This is a genomic window from Sphingomonas abaci, from assembly GCF_014199625.1.
In the GTDB taxonomy this organism is placed as follows: domain Bacteria; phylum Pseudomonadota; class Alphaproteobacteria; order Sphingomonadales; family Sphingomonadaceae; genus Sphingomonas; species Sphingomonas abaci.
Map to the genome: position 1 here is coordinate 850781 of NZ_JACHNY010000001.1, position 17816 is coordinate 868596.

Annotated in this window: 16 protein-coding genes; 8 read left to right on the top strand and 8 right to left on the bottom strand. The window is 69.9% G+C overall.

Features of this window, described 5'->3' with window-relative positions; genetic code table 11:
- Positions 1–334: 334 nt before the first annotated feature.
- Positions 335–2119: a G protein-coupled receptor family protein gene (locus tag GGQ96_RS03800; protein ID WP_343058911.1), complete on the top strand. Its 1785-nt coding sequence runs from the start codon at positions 335–337 to the stop codon at positions 2117–2119.
- A 96-nt stretch (positions 2120–2215) separates the two neighbouring features.
- Here GGQ96_RS03800 and GGQ96_RS03805 read toward each other — a convergent pair whose 3' ends face one another.
- The 6 genes from GGQ96_RS03805 to GGQ96_RS03830 form a co-directional block, all read right to left on the bottom strand.
- Entirely contained in the window at positions 2216–2839 is a 624-nt protein-coding gene (locus tag GGQ96_RS03805; protein WP_184111636.1) for a MarC family protein, read from the bottom strand.
- A gap of 37 nt (positions 2840–2876) precedes the next feature.
- On the bottom strand, positions 2877–3743 hold the full coding sequence (gene folD / locus GGQ96_RS03810) for a bifunctional methylenetetrahydrofolate dehydrogenase/methenyltetrahydrofolate cyclohydrolase FolD (RefSeq protein ID WP_184111638.1): 867 nt from the start codon (positions 3741–3743) through the stop codon (positions 2877–2879).
- A complete protein-coding gene (locus GGQ96_RS03815) occupies positions 3740–4048 on the bottom strand; it encodes a DUF167 family protein (RefSeq protein WP_343058912.1) in 309 nt (102 codons plus the stop codon). Before GGQ96_RS03815 ends, folD begins: the two co-directional genes overlap by 4 nt.
- 13 nt (positions 4049–4061) lie before the next feature.
- Entirely contained in the window at positions 4062–4367 is a 306-nt protein-coding gene (locus tag GGQ96_RS03820; RefSeq protein ID WP_184111640.1) for a YggT family protein, read from the bottom strand.
- A gap of 87 nt (positions 4368–4454) precedes the next feature.
- The gene (gene argB / locus GGQ96_RS03825) at positions 4455–5363 is read right to left on the bottom strand and encodes an acetylglutamate kinase (protein WP_184111642.1); all 909 of its coding nucleotides are present in this window, start codon (positions 5361–5363) and stop codon (positions 4455–4457) included.
- 57 nt (positions 5364–5420) lie between these two features.
- On the bottom strand, positions 5421–6089 hold the full coding sequence (locus GGQ96_RS03830; protein WP_184111644.1) for a queuosine precursor transporter: 669 nt from the start codon (positions 6087–6089) through the stop codon (positions 5421–5423).
- A 194-nt stretch (positions 6090–6283) separates the two neighbouring features.
- On the opposite strand from GGQ96_RS03830, the gene GGQ96_RS03835 reads away from it, so the two are divergent.
- From GGQ96_RS03835 to GGQ96_RS03865, 7 genes are all read left to right on the top strand, one after another.
- Positions 6284–7618 carry a NupC/NupG family nucleoside CNT transporter gene (locus GGQ96_RS03835; RefSeq protein WP_184111646.1) on the top strand — a complete coding sequence of 445 codons (1335 nt, stop codon included), beginning with the start codon at positions 6284–6286 and terminating at the stop codon, positions 7616–7618.
- Positions 7619–7893: 275 nt separating this feature from the next.
- Complete coding sequence (locus GGQ96_RS03840; protein ID WP_184111648.1) at positions 7894–8631, top strand: peptidylprolyl isomerase; 738 nt, start codon at positions 7894–7896, stop codon at positions 8629–8631.
- A complete protein-coding gene (gene queA, locus GGQ96_RS03845) occupies positions 8628–9653 on the top strand; it encodes a tRNA preQ1(34) S-adenosylmethionine ribosyltransferase-isomerase QueA (protein WP_184111650.1) in 1026 nt (341 codons plus the stop codon). The genes GGQ96_RS03840 and queA overlap by 4 nt, the downstream gene beginning before the upstream one ends.
- A 9-nt stretch (positions 9654–9662) precedes the next feature.
- Positions 9663–10193: an EF-hand domain-containing protein gene (locus GGQ96_RS03850; protein WP_184111652.1), complete on the top strand. Its 531-nt coding sequence runs from the start codon at positions 9663–9665 to the stop codon at positions 10191–10193.
- Positions 10190–11332, top strand: coding sequence for a tRNA guanosine(34) transglycosylase Tgt (gene tgt, locus GGQ96_RS03855; protein ID WP_184111654.1), 1143 nt, complete (start codon positions 10190–10192; stop codon positions 11330–11332). The genes GGQ96_RS03850 and tgt overlap by 4 nt, the downstream gene beginning before the upstream one ends.
- The gene (locus tag GGQ96_RS03860; protein WP_184111656.1) at positions 11329–11556 is read left to right on the top strand and encodes a hypothetical protein; all 228 of its coding nucleotides are present in this window, start codon (positions 11329–11331) and stop codon (positions 11554–11556) included. The genes tgt and GGQ96_RS03860 overlap by 4 nt, the downstream gene beginning before the upstream one ends.
- Positions 11557–11711: 155 nt before the next feature.
- The gene (locus GGQ96_RS03865) at positions 11712–14561 is read left to right on the top strand and encodes a M16 family metallopeptidase (protein ID WP_184111658.1); all 2850 of its coding nucleotides are present in this window, start codon (positions 11712–11714) and stop codon (positions 14559–14561) included.
- Between the two features lie 227 nt (positions 14562–14788).
- On the opposite strand, the gene GGQ96_RS03870 is transcribed toward GGQ96_RS03865, so the two are convergent.
- Together GGQ96_RS03870 and GGQ96_RS03875 are read right to left on the bottom strand one after the other, a co-directional pair.
- Positions 14789–15697, bottom strand: coding sequence for a flagellin (locus tag GGQ96_RS03870; protein WP_184111660.1), 909 nt, complete (start codon positions 15695–15697; stop codon positions 14789–14791).
- Positions 15698–15706: 9 nt separating this feature from the next.
- Positions 15707–17812: a FlgK family flagellar hook-associated protein gene (locus GGQ96_RS03875; protein ID WP_184111662.1), complete on the bottom strand. Its 2106-nt coding sequence runs from the start codon at positions 17810–17812 to the stop codon at positions 15707–15709.
- Between the last annotated feature and the right edge of the window lie 4 nt (positions 17813–17816).

A 17816-nucleotide genomic window follows, 5' to 3' on the forward strand; every position in this document is an offset into this window, starting at 1 on the left:
ACCCCTTTTTCCGCGATGCCGCCGACCACACCGGACCCCCCGGTCATATCGTCGCATCGTCGTCCTTGGTGGAAGCTCAGATATAAATTTCGCTTAATAACTCGTAAATTCCAAATAGTTCCGGTCTGATGCTCAAATTGGGACAGAGGATCGACCAATGCTGATCCATGTCAAGGGAAGCGACCTGGGGCCGTGCGCCTGCGCAAGATCGCTCCGCATGGACGCCGTGCGGCGCGCCTGATGCCGTCTGCGCCCCTGCCCCATTGCCGCTGGCGGTCGCCGCCACTAAGCGCTCGACTTTGCCGTTCGCTCGGCGTCAGGGAAGGACGGACACGTGATCGCAACCGGTTCGACGGGGCTGCGCCGGGATCTGGAGCAGCGCTGGGTCACGCTGGTCCTGATCGCCTGGCTGGCGGTCGCCGCCTGGTTCCTGCACGAGCGCTGGACCGCGATCCGCTGGCTGTCGCTGGGCGACACCGACGACAATATGCGGCTGATGCAGGTTCGCGCCTGGCTGGGCGGACAGGGCTGGTACGATCTGCGCCAGTATCGGATGAACCCGCCCGCCGGCTTCGACATCCATTGGAGCCGCATCGTCGACCTGCCGATCGCCGGGCTGATCCTGTTCTTCCGCCAGTTCGTGTCGCCCAGCTGGGCGGAGCGGCTGGCCTGCGGCATCGCGCCGCTGCTGCCCTTGTCGGTGGTGATGCTGGCGCTGGCCGCCACCGTCCGCCGGCTGGTCGCGCCGATCGCTTGGCCGCTGGCGCTGATCGTGCTGGTGACGAGCTGCAACGCGACGATGCTGATGTTCATGCCGGAGCGGATCGACCACCACAACTGGCAGCTCGCCTGCCTGGCGGTGACAGTGGCCGGGCTCTGCGACCCGCGCCAGGGGCGCGGCGGCCTGCAGGTCGGGCTGGCAAGCGCGGTGTCCTTGTCGATCGGGCTGGAGATGCTGCCCTATGCCGCCATGGCCGGCGCGATCATCACGCTGCGCTGGATCTGGACGCCGGGCGAGGCGAAGCGGCTGGCGATCTATGCGCTGACCCTGGGTGGCGGTGGCGGCCTGGGCTTCCTGCTCTTCGCGTCCTATGCCAACCGCGCGATGCGCTGCGACGCGCTGACCCCGGTGTGGCTGAGCGTGCTGGTGGTGGCGGGCGCCTTGCTGCTGGCGATGGCGCTCTGGTCGCCGCGGTCGCTGGCGGTGCGGCTGGGGCTGGCGGTGGCGGCGGGCGCGGTGATCGCGGTCGGCTTCGCGCTGCTCTTCCCGCAATGCCTGGGAAGGCCCGAACAGGTCAGCCCCGAACTGGCGCGCACCTGGCTGGACAATGTCCGCGAGGCCAAGCCGCTCTACAAGCACCCGTTCCGCGTCGCCTTTCCGATCGCGACGCTGCCGGTGATCGGGCTGATCGGCGCGCTGGTCGCTGCCTGGCAAGCCCGCCACCGGTCGAGCGCGGTGGGCTGGACCGCCGTGGCGCTGTTCACCAGCTTCGCCGTCGCGATGCTGGCGTGGCAGGCGCGCGCCGGGCCGGCGGCGCAGATGCTGGCGGTGCCGGGCGCGGTCGCGCTGGCGGCGATGATCCTGCCCTGGCTGCTCAACCATCGCTCGCCCCTGGTGCGCGTCGGCGGGCCGGTGGCGGCGTTCGTGGTGCTGACCGGCATGTTCGCCGGGCTGGCGATCCGGTGGCTGCCGATCGACCGGCCGAACGCCTATACCCGCCGCGTCAACGCCGCGACCGGCGAGTGCCTGCGCACCTCGCGCCTGCTGACGCTGAATCGGGTGCCGGCGGCGACTGTCTTCACCTTTGTCGATCTGGGGCCGCGCCTCATCACCATCACCCATCATGACGCGATCGCCGGACCCTATCACCGCAACGGCGATGCGATCCTCGACGTGCAGCACGCCTTCGGCCGCAACCCGGCCGAGGCGCGCGCGATCATGAAGCGGCACGGCGCGACGCTGCTGCTGGTCTGCCCCAACATGGCGGAGGCCACCATCTACCGCGCACGCAACCCGGGCGGCTTCTACGACCGGCTGGCGCATGGTGCGACGTTCGACTGGCTGACCCCGGTGCCGCTGGTCAGGGGATCGCCCTATCGCATGTTCCGGATTTCGTGATCTGGGGCGCCACGGGAATTCACGTGGAGGCGCCGTGCTCTTGCGAACGCAGGCGCATGGCGGCGGATCGCCCAGCCGGAACCTTGATCGAAACGACTATCCGCGCAGCGTCACGGTGATGCCGTCGATCACGAACTGGACCGCCAGTGCCGCCAGCAGCACGCCGAGCAGGCGAGTGATCACCGCCTCGATCTTCGCGCCGAGCACGCGCATGATCGGCCCCGCCGCAAGCAGCGCGACCAAGGTCAGCAGCAGGATCGTCGCCATCGCGGCGAGCACCACCAGCGACCGTTCCAGCCCCTCGTTGCGGCCCATCAGCAGCATCACCGAGGCGATCGATCCCGGCCCCGCGATCATCGGCATCGCCATGGGGAAGATCGAGACGTCGTCGACCTCGTGATCGGCCACGACCTTGGCGGCGCGATCCTCGCGACGCTGGGTGCGCTTCTCGAACACCATCTCCAGCGCGATCAGGAACAGCATGATGCCGCCGGCGATGCGGAAGCTGGACAGGCTGATGCCCAAGCCGCGCAGCAGCGCTTCGCCGAACAGCGCGAACACGAACAGGATCAGCGCGGCCACGCCCACGGCGCGGACCGCCATCGCCCGCTTGACGGTGGAGGTCGCGCCCGCCGACAGGCCGGCATAGATGGGCGCGCAGCCCGGCGGGTCGATCACCACGAAGAAGGTGATGAGCGAGGAGACGAACAGCTCGATCATGCCGTCCGCCCCCCGGCCCGACGATGGCGCGCCCGGCTCACAGCGGGAAGGCCACGCCGTCGCGCCGGCACGCCGCCTCCAGCGTGTTGCGCAGCAGGCAGGCGATGGTCATCGGCCCGACCCCGCCCGGCACCGGGGTGATCGCGCCCGCGACCTCCACCGCGCCGGCGAAGTCGACATCGCCGACCAGCCCGGCTGCGGTCCGATTGATGCCGACGTCGATCACGGTCGCGCCCGGCTTGATCCAGTCGCCCTGGATCATCTGCGGGATGCCGACCGCCGCGACCACGATATCGGCTGCGCGCAGCCGGGCGGGCAGGTCGCGGGTGCGGCTGTGCGCGATCGTCACCGTGCAGCTTTCGCCGAGCAGCAGTTGCGCCATCGGCTTGCCAACGATGTTGGAGCGACCGACGACGACCGCATCCAGCCCGGACAGGCTGGGATGGACCGACCGGAGCAGCATCAGGCAGCCGAGCGGGGTGCACGGCACCAGCGCCGGCAGACCGGTCGCCAGTCGCCCGGCATTGGCGGGGTGGAAGCCGTCGACATCCTTGTTCGGGTCGATCGCCGAGATCACCGCCTGCGCATCCATGTGCGACGGCAGCGGCAACTGGACCAAAATGCCGTCAATCGCCGGATCGGCGTTCAGCGCGGCGACCAGCGCCATCAGCGCCGCCTGTTCGGCATCGGCGGGCAGCCGGTGCTCGACGCTGATCATGCCGGCCGCCACCGTCGCCTTGCCCTTGGAGCGGACATAGACGGAGGAGGCGGCGTCCTCGCCGACCAGCACCACGGCGAGGCCCGGCGCACGGCCGGTCTGCGCCTGGAACGTCGCGACCCCCTCGGCCACTTGGGAACGCAGGGTGGCGGCCACGGCCTTGCCGTCGATGATGCTAGCGGTCATAGCGCCGCCTCATAAAGCGCCGCCGCGCGTTCCGCCAGCATCTGCGGGTCGCCCGCGACGTGCAGCCGCTTGATCCGCGCCGTTTCGCCGCTGTGAATCGTGACGGCGCCGCGCGCCACGGCGAAGCATCGGGCGGCGAGAAGGCGGACGGCGTCATTGGCGGAGCCGTCGGTCGGCGCGGCGGCCACGCGGACGGCGAAATGCTCAGGCGCCCCCGCCCCCCAGGCGTCCCGCCCGCCGCGTGGCGTGACCCGGACCGACACCAGCAGTCCGTCCTTCGCCGCGCGCCACGGACGGTCGGTCACGCCATCGGCCCGGTCAGACGGTCGGGCCGTAGACGAGACTGGCCGCGATATTGGGCAGCACGATGCTCGACAGGATGTAGATCAGCAGCAGCACGATCAGCGGCGACAGGTCGAGCGCGCCGAAATCGGGCAGGATGCGGCGGATCGGGCGATAGAGCGGCTCGGTGATCCGTTGCAGCGCGTTCCAGACCGACCGGACGAAGTCGTTATAGGTGTTGATGATGTTGAACGCGATCAGCCACGACAGGATCGCCTGGATGACGATCACCCACCATAGCAGGTTGAGCAGCAGCTGGATGATCTGAAGGACAGCAAGCAAGGCAGGAACTCCGGTGGCTAGACCCGATCTTATAGGAAGCCCGCGGCCCGGAAAGAACCCCTTCGGGCCCCTGCCGCCCCGCCGGCCTCAGCGCCCCCTGGCGCTGACCAGCGTTCCTGCACCCTGGCGGGTAAAGATTTCGAGCAGCATCGCATGCGGGATGCGGCCGTCCAGGATCACCGCCGCGTCGACGCCCGACTGCACCGCCGCGACGCAGGTCTGCACCTTGGGGATCATGCCGCCGGTGATGGTGCCGTCGCGTTGCAGGCGCAGCACGTCGGCCGGCGACAGGTCGCTCATCAGGTCACCCTGCTTGTCGAGCACGCCGGCCACGTCGGTGAGCAGGAAGAAGCGCGACGCCCCCATCGCCGAGGCGATCGCGCCGGCCATGGTGTCGGCGTTGATGTTGTAGGTCTGGCCGTCCGCGCCGATGCCGACGGGCGCCACCACCGGGATGATGTCCGCCGCCGACAGCGTGTCGAGGATGCGGCGGTCGACCGCCACCGGCTCGCCGACGAAGCCGAGGTCGACATGCCGTTCGATGCCCTGGAGCGGGTCGGGATCGCGCACCCCCACCTTCTCCGCCAGCACCAGACCGGCATCCTTGCCGGAGATGCCGACCGCGCGGCCGCCCGCCTGGCCGATCCAGCCGACGATATCCTTGTTGATCGATCCGGCCAGCACCATCTCGGCGATCTTCGCGGTCTCCGCATCGGTCACGCGCAGGCCGTTGACGAACTGCGACTCGACGCCCAGCCGCTTCAGCATCGAGCCGATCTGCGGGCCGCCGCCATGCACCACCACCGGGTTGATGCCGACCTGCTTGAGCAGCACGACATCCTCGGCGAAGTCGCGCTGCAATTCGGGATCGCCCATGGCGTGGCCGCCATATTTCACCACGAAGGTCTTGCCGGCATAACGCTGCAGATAGGGCAGCGCCTCGGTCAGCGTTTCCGCCTTGGCGAGTAGGGCGGAGTCGGGGCGGTGATAGGTCATGCGCGCGCCTATAGGGTCGTGGCGGTGGCTAGGCCAGACCCCCGCGCGGACGCGGGATCAGCCGCGGTCGAGCCGCCTGCCCAGCGCCACGAACAGATAGATGGCCGGCGGCACCAGCACCCCCGACAGGACCACCTTGGCCAGCATCTGCCCGAGCAGCAGCTCGCCGATCGGGAAGACGCCGGCAAAGGCGATGGTGACGAACAGCAGGGTATCGACCACCTGGCTCAACATGCTGGCCAGCCCGGCGCGCAGCCAGAGCAGGGTCGATCCCTCGCGTCCCTTAAGCCAGGAGAAGATGGTGACGTTCAGTGTCTGCGAGATGCCATAGGCGACGATGCCGCCCAGCCAGATGCGCCAGGTGCCGCCCAGCACGAGCTGGATCGCGTCGCGATTGACCGGCTGCATCTCCGGCGAGGCGGGCAGCGCATGGACCACCAGCGACAGCAGGACCGACACGATCAGGGGCACGAAACCGACCCGCACCAGCCGGTTGGCGATCTGGCGGCCATGCAGCTCGGCGACTGCGCTGGAGGTGACGACCAGCAGCAGGAAGGCGAAAATCCCCGCCTCCACCGCCAGCGGCCCCAGCGCCACCTGCTTGTTGCCGAGTACGCCGGCGATGCACACCATGCCGCCATAGAAGATCGAGAAACCGAACAGCGAACGGGATATGCCGCGTCCTGCATCGACAGGGGAACGGGCATCGTTGGGGGCAGAGTCCATCGCGGAGTGCTAGCGAACCGACCGCGCCTGCACAATCGGCTGTTCTCCGTGCCGAAATTATGATTTGAACGGCCCGATGGGCGGAACCACGCGGTTCCGGGGATGGGATGCGGGCGCGGATTGCGCCTGCCCAAGAAGGATTAAGGCGTGGCTTTGGCAAGGAACGGCGGGATGGTCTGCGGAGCGTCGCGCTGATGGAACGACTGTTGATCGGGATCGCGGGCATCGCTGTGATCCTGGGGATTGCCGTGCTGCTGTCGACCGACAGGCGCGCGATCCGGCCGCGCGTGGTCGGCTCCGCCTTCGCGCTCCAGGCGCTGATCGCGGTGGTGGTGCTCTATTGGGGGCCGGGCCGCGCGGCGCTGGCCACCGCGTCGGGCGGGGTGGCGGCGCTGCTCGGCTATTCGCAGCGCGGCACCGAGTTCCTGTTCGGCAACCTCGCCAGCCCGGCGGTGGGCGGGCAGAGTTTCGCGATCGCGGCATTGCCGGTGATCATCTTCTTCGCCAGCCTGGTGTCGATCCTCTATTATCTGGGCGTGATGCAGCTCGTCGTGCGCTGGGTCGGCGGCGCGATCGAGTGGGTGGTCGGCACCTCCAAGGTCGAATCGCTGTGCGCGGCGGCCAACATCTTCGTCGGGCAAAGCGAATCGCCGCTAGTCATCCGCCCCTATCTGGCCGGGCTGACCCCGCCGCAGCTATTCACGGTGATGACCAGCGGCATGGCCGGCGTCGCGGGCACCATCCTGGCCGCCTATGCCTCGATGGGCATCCGCATCGAATATCTGCTGGCGGCCAGCTTCATGGCGGCGCCGGGCGGCATCCTGATGGCCAAGATCATCATGCCCGATCGCAGCGTGCCCCCCGAGGGCGAGCTGCCGCTGGGCGACCTGCCCGACGAGACGCGCCAGATCGCCCTCGCGGAGACGCGGATGAGCGGCGCCGGCCCGGCCGCCCTGCCCAGCGAGGCGATCCCCGGCGAGCCGCTGCCCGAGGCGACGCACGACGAGGAGAAGCCCGCCAACCTGATCATGGCGGCGGCGCAGGGTGCGCAGACCGGCGTCCGGCTGGCGGTCGCGGTGGGCGCGATGGTGCTCGCCTTCGTCGCTCTGGTCGCGCTCGCCAACGGCCTGCTCGGCAGCCTGGGCGGGCTGATCGGCCTGCCGGGCCTCAGCTTCCAGGCGCTGCTCGGCTATGTCTTCCAGCCGGTGATGGTGCTGCTCAACGTGCCCTGGAACGAGGCGGGGATCGCCGGCGGCCTGTTCGGCGAGAAGATCGTGCTGAACGAATTCGTCGCCTATATCGATCTCGGCAAGCAGGCGGCGCTGCTCTCGCCGCGCACGGTGGCGGTCATCACCTTCGCGCTGTGCGGCTTCGCCAACTTCTCGTCGATCGCGATCCAGATGGCGGTGACGGGCAGCCTGGCCCCCAACCAGCGGCCGATGATCGCCCGGCTTGGCCTGCGCGCGCTGGCGGCGGGAAGCCTGGCCAACCTGATGTCGGCGGCGCTGGCCGGACTGCTGATCGGGTAAAGCCTTCCCCCGTGCCGCCTGCCGAGGTGAAGGACGCGTTTCCGTGCTCCCGCGGACGCGGGAGCCCCGGGCCCATCACGGCACCGCGCAGAGCGGCGCGCGCCTTCCTGGGCTCCTGCCTCCGCAGGCGCGCGGCCGAGACATGCCGTGCCGCAATTTCGCCGCCCTCGCCCGCTATCGCCGCCCTTCACACCCTGTGGGCACGGCGATGTTCAGTTTGGCGCAAGCCGGCAATTGCTCTACAGCCCGCGCCGATTACCCAAGAGTGGATGTCCATGCGCCTTTTCGCCGGTCTGTTTGCGTTCGCCGCCTGCCTCGCCGCTCCCGCCCTGGCGCAGGATGCGCCTGCCGCCACGACGCGCGCCGCGCCAGCGGCGGTCACCGACCCGCAGAATCTCTGGCTGCTCGACCTGTCGACCGGCGGCCGGGTCACGATCTGGCTGCGGCCCGATGTCGCGCCGAAGATGGTTGAGCGGATCAAGACGCTGACCCGTCAGCACTTCTATGACGGCCTGACCTTCCACCGGGTGATCGACGGCTTCATGGCGCAGGGCGGCGATCCCAAGGGCGACGGCACCGGCGGTTCGACGCTGCCCAACGTCAAGGCGGAGTTCAACTATCTACCGCACGTGCGCGGCGCAGTATCGGCGGCGCGCGCCGACGACAATGACAGTGCCAACAGCCAGTTCTTCATCGTCTTCCAGCCGCGCCTGGCGCTCGACAAGAAGTACACGGTGTTCGGCCGCGTGATCGACGGCATGCAATATGTCGACTCGATCGAGCGGGGCGAGCCGCCGCAGAATCCCAGCCGCATCGTCCATGCCTATATCGCCGCCGACAATCCGCCGGCCTACGTCCCCGCGCCGCCGCCCGCGCCCGCCGCGCTCGGCGCGCCGGTGACGCTTCCAGGCACCGGCGCTCCCGCCGGCACGGCCGCGCCGAAGCGTGCGCCGGCGCCTGCCCGCGCGACGGCGCCCCGCCCCGCCCCCCGCAAGGCTGCGCCCGCCCGTTGAACGTCGATCTGTTCGATTTCGCGCTGCCGCCCGAGCGGATCGCGCTGCACCCCGCCGCCCCGCGCGACGCGGCGCGGATGCTGGTGCTCGACGGCGACCGGACGCTCGACCGCTCAGTCGCCGACCTGCCGCAGGCCTTGCGCCCCGGCGACTGCCTGGTCTTCAACGACACGCGCGTGATCCCGGCACAGCTGGAGGGCCGGCGCGGCGAGGCCCGGATCGCCGCCACGCTCCACAAGCGCGAGGGGCCACGCCGCTGGCGCGCCTTCGTCAAGGGCGCCAAGCGCCTGCGCGACGGCGACCGGATCGATTTCGGCGCGGGCGTCGAAGCGACCAGCACCGCGCGTGGCGAGGATGGCAGCTGGCTGCTCGACTTCGCCGGCGACGAACCGGTCGAGCTGCTGCTGGAGCGCGCCGGGCGGATGCCGCTGCCGCCCTATATCGCCGCCAAGCGCGGGATCGAGGCGCGCGACGCCGAGGATTACCAGACCATGTTCGCCGCCGATCCGGGCGCGGTGGCGGCGCCCACGGCGGCGCTGCACTTCACGCCCCGACTGATGGAGGCGCTCTCCGAGGCCGGGATCGGCCATGAGACGCTGACGCTGCATGTCGGCGCGGGCACCTTCCTGCCGGTGAAGGTCGAGGATACCGTCGACCACAAGATGCATGCCGAATGGGGCCGCATCGACGCCGTCGTCGCCGACCGGCTGAACGCGGTGCGCGGGCGCGGCGGCCGGGTGATCGCGGTCGGCACCACTTCGCTCCGCCTGCTGGAGAGCGCAACTGGCGAGGACGGCGTGATCGCGCCGTTCGCCGGCGACACGGCGATCTTCATCACCCCCGGCTATCGCTTCCGCGCGATCGACGGGCTGATGACCAACTTCCACCTGCCGCGCTCGACCCTGTTCATGCTGGTCTCGGCGCTGATGGGGCGCGAGCGGATGCAGGCCGCCTATGCCCATGCCATCGCGAGCGGTTATCGCTTCTATTCCTATGGCGACGCGTCGCTGCTGATTCCCTGAGGGTTCGCCATGCTGTTCCTCGCCCTGCTGCTCCAGGCTGCCGCACCCGCGCCGCAGGACGCCCCCGAAATCCGCGTCACCGCGCCGGGCAAGGCGTTCGGCCAGACGCCCGCGACGTTGGTGGTCGAGCCGGTCGGCATGTTCCTGGCCGCCTGCGATGCGGACGGCGACGCCGAGACGACGCGGACCGAGATGCAGGACTGCGTCGCGCGCAGCTTCGCGGCGTTCGACCCGGGCAAGACCGGGCAGCTCCGCTATTTCCCCTTCGCCGACTGGGCCGAGCGCTATCTGGGCGACCGCAACGCGCTGCCCAGCCCGTTCGATGTCGATCGCGACGGCGACAATCAGGTTTCGCTCGACGAGCTCCAGGCGCATTTCTCGCGCCTGTTCACCCGGTTCGACCGCAACAAGGACGGCGCGCTCAGCCGCGCCGAGCTGCTGACGATCCGCACCACCGCGGCCGATGCCAACGGCCCCGTCCCAGACCCCGCCGCGCCCGGCCGGCGCGGCGACCGCAAGGAGCGGCGCGACCGCCGATGAGCCGGTTCACCTTTACAATTGCCGCCACCGATGGTCGCGCGCGCACCGGCGCGATCGCGATGGAGCGCGGCACGATCCGCACCCCCGCCTTCATGCCGGTCGGCACCGCCGCCACCGTCAAGGCGATGAAGCCCGCCGACGTCGCCGCCTCGGGCGCGGACATCCTGCTCGGCAACACCTATCACCTGATGCTGCGGCCGGGCGCGGAGCGCGTCCACCGGCTGGGCGGGCTGCACGGCTTCATGGGCTGGGACAAGCCGATCCTGACCGACAGCGGCGGCTATCAGGTGATGAGCCTCGCCGACCTGACCAAGCGGTCCGAGGAGGGCGTGGCGTTCAAGTCGCATCTCGACGGCACCCGCCATCTGTTGAGCCCGGAGCGCTCGATCGAGATCCAGCGGCTGCTCGGCTCCAACATCGTCATGGCGTTCGATGAACTGGTGCCGACCACCTCGACGCGCGAGGTGCAGGCGGCGGCGATGGAACGCTCGATGCGCTGGGCCAAGCGGTCGCGCGACGCGTTCGACGACGGCGGCGACCATGCCGCGCACAACGCCATCTTCGGCATCCAGCAGGGCGCGCTGGACGAGGGATTGCGCAAGGCCTCGGCCGATGCGCTGATCGATATCGGCTTTGACGGCTATGCGGTCGGAGGCCTGGCGGTCGGCGAGGGGCAGGAGGCGATGTTCGGCTGCCTCGACTTCGCGCCGAACCAGCTTCCCGCCGACAAGCCGCGCTATCTGATGGGCGTCGGCAAGCCGACCGACATCGTCGGCGCGGTGGAGCGCGGTATCGACATGTTCGACTGCGTGATGCCGACCCGCTCGGGCCGCACGGGCCAGGCGTTCACGCGCACCGGCCCGCTCAACCTGCGCAACGCCCGCCACGGCGAGGACCAGGGGCCGCTCGACCCGACCTGCCCCTGCCCGGTCTGCGCGACGTGGAGCCGGGCCTATATCCACCATCTCGTGCGTTCGGGCGAGATATTGGGCGCGATGCTGATGACCGAACATAACATCTGGTTCTATGAAACGCTGATGGCCGACCTGCGCGCGGCGATCGCGGAGGGCCGGCTGACCCGCTTCGCGACCGATTTCCGCGCGCTGTACGACGGCGCTGGCAAAGGAGAGACCGCATGACCGACACCACCGACCAGCCGAACGAGATCCTCGCCGCCGCCGCCGAGGTGAAGGCCCATGCCGAGGCCGCCGCCGACGCGGTCGCCGCCAAGACCCGCAACTGGCCGCTCGCCAAGATCGGCCTGGGCGTCGGCATCGGCTCGGCCGCCGTCGCGGCGGCGGTGCTCTATGCGCAGTCGAGCGGCAAGTCGTCCGACCGCAAGGGGTCGAAGCATAAGGGCTGAAGGATGCCCGGGCAGGCCCTTTGCGAAGCCTCGTCCCCCGCCGGGAGGGTAAGGGGGGTTTCGCAGGGTCCCCGCTCACACCCCCCGATCCCGCTGGACGGCGGACGCCGATGATATAAGGTTCCCGGCGCACATCCCTGTTCCCGGAGCCCCGAATGCGTCTGATCCGTGCCGGCCTGCTGCTGAGCGCCGCGCTGCTGCCCACCCCCCTGTTCGCGCAGGCGGCTCCCGCCAAGCCTACCCCGAACGCAGCCAGCGTCACGCCGCTCGACTTCACCGAGCGCACCCTGCCCAACGGCCTGCGCGTCTATGCGATGCGCGACACCTCGACGCCCAACGTCTCGGTGCAGGTCTGGTACGATGTCGGCTCCAAGGACGATCCCAAGGGCCGCTCGGGCTTCGCGCACATGTTCGAGCATCTGATGTTCAAGGCGACGCGCAATCTGGTGCCGGAGCAGATGGACCGGCTGACCGAGGATGTCGGCGGCTATAACAACGCCTCCACCAACGACGACTATACCAATTATTTCGAGGTGGTGCCCGCCAACCACCTGCAACGCCTCTTGTTCGCGGAAGCGGACCGGATGGCCAGCCTGGTCGTCGAGCCGGTCAGCTTCGCCTCCGAACGCGATGTAGTGAAGGAGGAGCTGCGCCAGCGCACGCTTGCCCAGCCCTATGGCAAGCTGTTCTCCATCTATTATCCCGAGCTGTCCTACACCAGGCATCCCTATGCGCGGCCCGGCATCGGCAGCCTGGAAGAGTTGCAGTCGGCCGGGATCGACGATGTCCGCGCCTTCCACGCCACTTATTACCGGCCGGACAATGCGGTGCTGGTGGTGTCTGGTAATTTCGACCCCAAGCAGCTCGACCGCTGGGTCGACCAGTATTTCGCGCCGATTGCCAAGCCCACCGCCCCGATCCCGCGCGTGACCGTCACCGAACCGGCGCGCACCGCGCCGGTGGCTCGCACCGTCTATGAAGCGAACACGCCGCTGCCCGCCGTGCTGATGAGCTGGCACATTCCCGCCGACCGCGATCCCGATATCGCCGCGCTGTCGGTGCTGAACGCGGTGCTGGCGACCGGCGAAAGCTCGCGCCTCTATGAGAGCCTGGTCTATCGCGACCAGCTCGCCCAATCGGCGGAGACCTTCTTCGACACCAAGCAGGGCACCGGCAACCTCGTCGCCTATGCGATCCTGGCGGGCGGCAAGACCGTGGAGCAGGGCGAGGCGGCGTTGAAGCAAGAGATCGCCCGGCTGCGCGATGCGCCCGTGTCGGCCGCCGAACTGGCCGAAGCCAAGAACCAGATCCTGACCAGCGCGATCCGCGCGCGCGAGACGGCGGAGGGCAAGGCATCGACGCTCGCCTCTTCGGTCATCATCGATGGCGATCCGCGCGCCGCCGATCGCCAGCTCGCGGCGATCCAGCGCGTCACCGCCGCCGACGTCCAGCGCGTGGCGCGGCGCTATCTGGGCGAGGCGCAGGCCGTGACGATCCGCTATCTGCCGGCCGAGCAGAAGCCGACGAACGCGCCCGCCGACCCGATCAGCATCGCCCCGACCGTGCAGGTCGCCGCGCTCAAGGCGCCGGCCGACATCACCGTCTTCACCCCCGCAGCCGAGGGGCAGCGGGTGCAGCCGCCCGCCCCCGCCGCGCCCGTCGCCGCCGACCTGCCCCGGCCGGTCGAGACGCGACTGGCCAATGGCCTGCGCGTCATCACCGTCGAGCGGCACGACCTGCCGCTGGTCACCGCCTCGCTGGTCGCGACCGGTGGCGCGGCGACCGATCCGGCGCGCGCGGCGGGCGCGTCCAGCCTGTCGGCCGCGCTGATGACCAAGGGCACCGCGACCCGTTCCGCCACCGAGATCGCGCGCGCGGTCGAGTCGCTGGGCGGCGCGATCGAGAGCGACGCCACCCGCGACGGCGCCTCGGTCGATCTGACGGTGAAGTCGGACCAGATCGATCCGGCGATGACCATCCTGGCCGATGTGGCGCAGCATCCCGCCTTCTCCCCTGAGGAGATCGAGCGCGCCCGCGCCCAGGCGATCGACGGCATCACCGTCGCCTACAAGAATCCCGCCCAGCTCGCCGGACTGGTGGCCGGCCGCGCGGTGTTCGGCGACCGGCCCTATGGCACGCCGCTGGAGGGCACGCCCGCCTCGCTCAAGGCGCTGACCCGCCAGGACCTGACCGCCGCCTATGCGCGCACCTGGGCCCCGTCCCGCGCCGCGCTGATCCTAGTCGGCGACATCACCCCGGCACGCGCGCAGGCGCTGGCGCAGCGGCAGTTCGGCGGCTGGACCGGACCGGCCGGCAACGCCCCCACCGCCGCGGCCGCCGAGGCCGGCTATCCGGCCCCGCGCGTGATCGTCGTCGACATGCCGGATGCCGGGCAGGCCGGAGTCGTGGTCGCGCGCCCGGCGATCGCGCGCGCCGATCCGCGCTATTATCCGCTGGCGGTCGCCAATACGGTGCTGGGCGGCGGCTTCTCGTCGCGACTGAACCAGGAGATCCGCATCAAGCGGGGCCTGGCCTATGGCGCGGGCAGCAGCCTGGCCGCCGGTCGCCAGCCGGGCGCGATCGCCGCGCGCACCCAGACCAAGAACGCCACCGCCGCCGAGGTCGTGTCGCTGATCGCCGCCGAAATGCAGCGCATGGGCCAGGCACCCGTGCCGTCGAACGAACTCGACACGCGCAAGGCGGTGCTGGTCGGCAATTTCGGCCGCACCGTGGAGACGACCGACGGCATCGCCGGGCTGATCGGCGGCTATGTCGTGCAGGCGCTCCCGCTGACCGAACTGGGCCGCTACACCAGCGAGGTGCAGGGCGTCGATCCGGCGGCGGTGCAGTCGGCGGCGGCGGCGCTGCTCGACCCCAAGGCGGCGAGCATCGTCGTGGTCGGCGACGCCAAGCAGTTCCTGGAGCCGCTGCGCAAGGCCTATCCCAAGGTGGAGGTGGTGCCGGCCGCATCGCTCGACCTGGACCGGGCGACGCTGACCAAATAGGGGACGGATCCCCTGCGGCTCCGTACCGGGCCTTTGCGGAACGCCCTGTCCCGCTGCGGCGAAGGCAGGAGCCTTGGGTTCCACATAGCCCGAGACGTTGCCGTGCCTGGCCCTGGGCTCCTGCCTTCGCGGGAGCCCAGGTCTCCGCGACCACGTTTCCCGGACGCTTGCAAAGGTTTCGCCTTCGCCGAAATGGTGGTTCGCGACCGGACCCAGCTCATGGCATATCAGCGGATATAATCGGTCAGACTCAGCTTCGATACCTGGCTAAACACCGAGTAGCTGGCCTTCAGCACCTGCTGCTGTTGGTCCAGCTCGGTGGAGAGCTGGGCGTAATCGGCATCCTCGGCATCGGAAATCACCCCCTTGAGCAGAGTGCTGCGCTCGTCGGCGCGGGTCGCGAGCGATTCGACCTGCGCCTGTTTGCGGCCATTGTCGCCGTCGATCGATCGTACGCCGGCCAGCGCCTTCTGGATCTGCTCCGCCGCGCTCGTCATCGCCGTGACCTGCGCCGCCGTCGGCGTGCTGCCGATGTCACCGGCCTCCGCCAGCGTGCGGAACGCCTGGAGCAGGTCGCCGCCCAGATCCCGCGCCGACACGCCATAGGTCATCTCGATCCCGTCGCCGACCCGCGCCGAGGCGCGCACGCCGTCATCGGCGAAGGCGGTGGCGGTGGTCGCGCCGACCGTATCGGCCAGCGTGACCGGCTTGAACGGCGCGCCCTGGCTTTGGCTGCCCGCGAACAGCGACACTTCACCGTCGCTGGCGTTCAGGGCGTTGCGGACCTGCTGGAACGCACTGGTGATCGCGCCCTGCACGCCTGTGCCATTGCCCGTGCCTGCGGCCGTCAGCAATGCTGTGCGCAGGCTGGTCACGGACTCGTCGATCGCGCCGATATTGGTGGCGTAGAGCGACAGGGTGGTGCCGATCTGCGACGCCGCCTTGCCCTGCGCCTCCTGGCGGGCCAGCATGTTGCGCGTCGACAGCGAGCGGACCGCGTCGCTGCCCAGTCCGGCGAGATCGGACGCTTTCTTGCCCGAGCTGAGCTGGTTGAGGACGTCGTTCAGCTTTTCGGTGGCGCGGGCCATGCCGGCCGTCTGCGCCTGCTGAAGCGGGATGGTGGCGATACGGGTCATGACCAATCCTTATCTGATGATGCCGATCAGCGAATCGAACATCTGGTTCGCGACCGTGACGATCCGGGCCGAGGCGGAATAGCTGTTCTGGAGCACGACGAGCTGGCCGAGTTCCTCGTCCAGGTTGACGCCGGAGAAGCTGTCGCGTCGCGCCACCGCGTCATCGCGGCGGTCGCCGGTCTCGCCGGCGCGGTCCTTGGCGCGACTGGCGGTGCCGGCCGCCTGGCCCATCACCTCCGTGGCGAGCTGCTGGACGCTCCTGGTCCCGTCGCGGCCGAGATCGGTGGCGGTGGACAGCGCATCGACGAACCCCTCGACCCCCGAGCGATCGCCGATGCCCAGCGCCTTCTGCCCGACCGCGACATTCTGCAACCGCGCCAGCGGCACGCGCGTCGCGTCGCTCGCCATCGCCGCGCTGACGCTGCCGCCGGCCAGCCCCGCTTCCGCCCCGCCGAAGCCGGCCATCGCGGAAAAACCCAAGCCGGTCGTGCCGCGGGTCGTGGAGTCGCGCCGGATCGTCACCTCGGTGCCGGCATTCACGGTGCTGGCCGCGAAGCGGATGCGACCATTGGTGTCGAGCGAGAAGGCCCCATAGCGCGCCAGCGGGCTGGCGTTCAGCTCCGTCACCAGGTCGCCGACCTTGGCGCCGACGCTGCCCGTCAGGCTGTAGGTCGCCGCGATCCGGCCATTGGCGTCGCGCACCGCCATCTCCACCGTGCCGCCGCTGGAGAAGTTCAGCCCATGCGCATCGCTGGCGACGAAGCCGGAGGGGACGAGCGGCGACGTGTCGCTGCGCACCACGTCGTTCAGCCCGAAATATTGCGAGAACCCCACGCCGCCGCGCGCGCTGGGATTGCTGCCGTCCTGCGCGACGACGACGCCGTTGCTGCTGCCCGCCGCCGCGATCGACAGCGTGCCATTGCTGAAGCTGGCGGTCGCCGTGCCGCCCAGCCCGGCGTTGATCGCCGCGATCGCATCGTCGACGGTGGAGAGGCCGGACAGGTTGATCGCGGCCTTGCTGACCAGCGTCCCGTCGCTGCCGGTGACCGCGACGGTGATGCCGCCGCTGAACCCCAGCCGGTCGCTGCCCGACAACAGGGTCGGCCGCCCCGCCAGCCGGTTGGGCGCGGGCACCGCCGTACCGGCATTGCTGGCGGCGTTGAGCGCCTTGGCCAGGCCGGCGAAGACCGAGCCCAGCCGCTCGGCGAAAGCCGGCAACTGACGGTCGCGCATGTCGATCAGGCCGCCCAGCGTCCCGCCCAGTTGCGGCCCGTCCAGCGTCTCGCCCGTGGCGGCGGTGATATTGCCGTTCTGGTCGGCGAAATGCACCGAGATCGGTGCATAGCCCGACTGCATCGTCGAGAAACCGTTGCTGTCATAGCTCAACTGGCGTGGCATCTTGTCCAGCAGCGTGGTGCCGGCCGTGGTCGCGATCTCGATGCGGCCATTGGACAGGCGCTGCGTGTTGATGCCGATCAGGCCCGACAATTCGGCGATCGCGGCGGTGCGCCGGTCGGCCGCGCCCGACGAGCTTTGCCCCAGCGCCTCGGCGCGGGCGACGTCGTCGTTCAGCCCGTGCAGATTTAGCAGCAGCGTGTTGATCCGCTCGACGGTCTGGGCGGTATTCTGGTCCACCTCGCTGCGCATCGCCTCGACGTCGCTGCCCAGCGCCTGCATCGTCGACACCGCATCGGCGACCGAGCCGATCATGGTGGCGGCGGCCTGTGTGCTCGAGGTCGTGCCGCCGGTCGTGCCGCCCAGCGCGGTGGTGGTCGAGGTGATCGCCTGCAACCGGCCGGGCAGGGCCGAGTCCGACCCCGGCGCGCCCAGCAACGCCTGCAGCCGTTGCAGATAGTCGGACACGGTGGACGCCGCGCCGGCATCGCCCGCCCGGGCGTACACCGCATCCTCCAGATAGCGATCGGCGACCCGGCCGGGTTCGCCGACCACCACGCCATTGGTCCGGCCGCCGGCCACGCCGGTCTGCTGCGCCACTCGTTCGCGCGCATAGCCGGTCGTGTTGACGTTGGCGATGTTGTTGGACGCGGTGCGGATGCCGGCCTGGGCCGCGTTGAGGCCCGACAGGGCCGATGACAGGATCTGACTGAGCGACACCGCG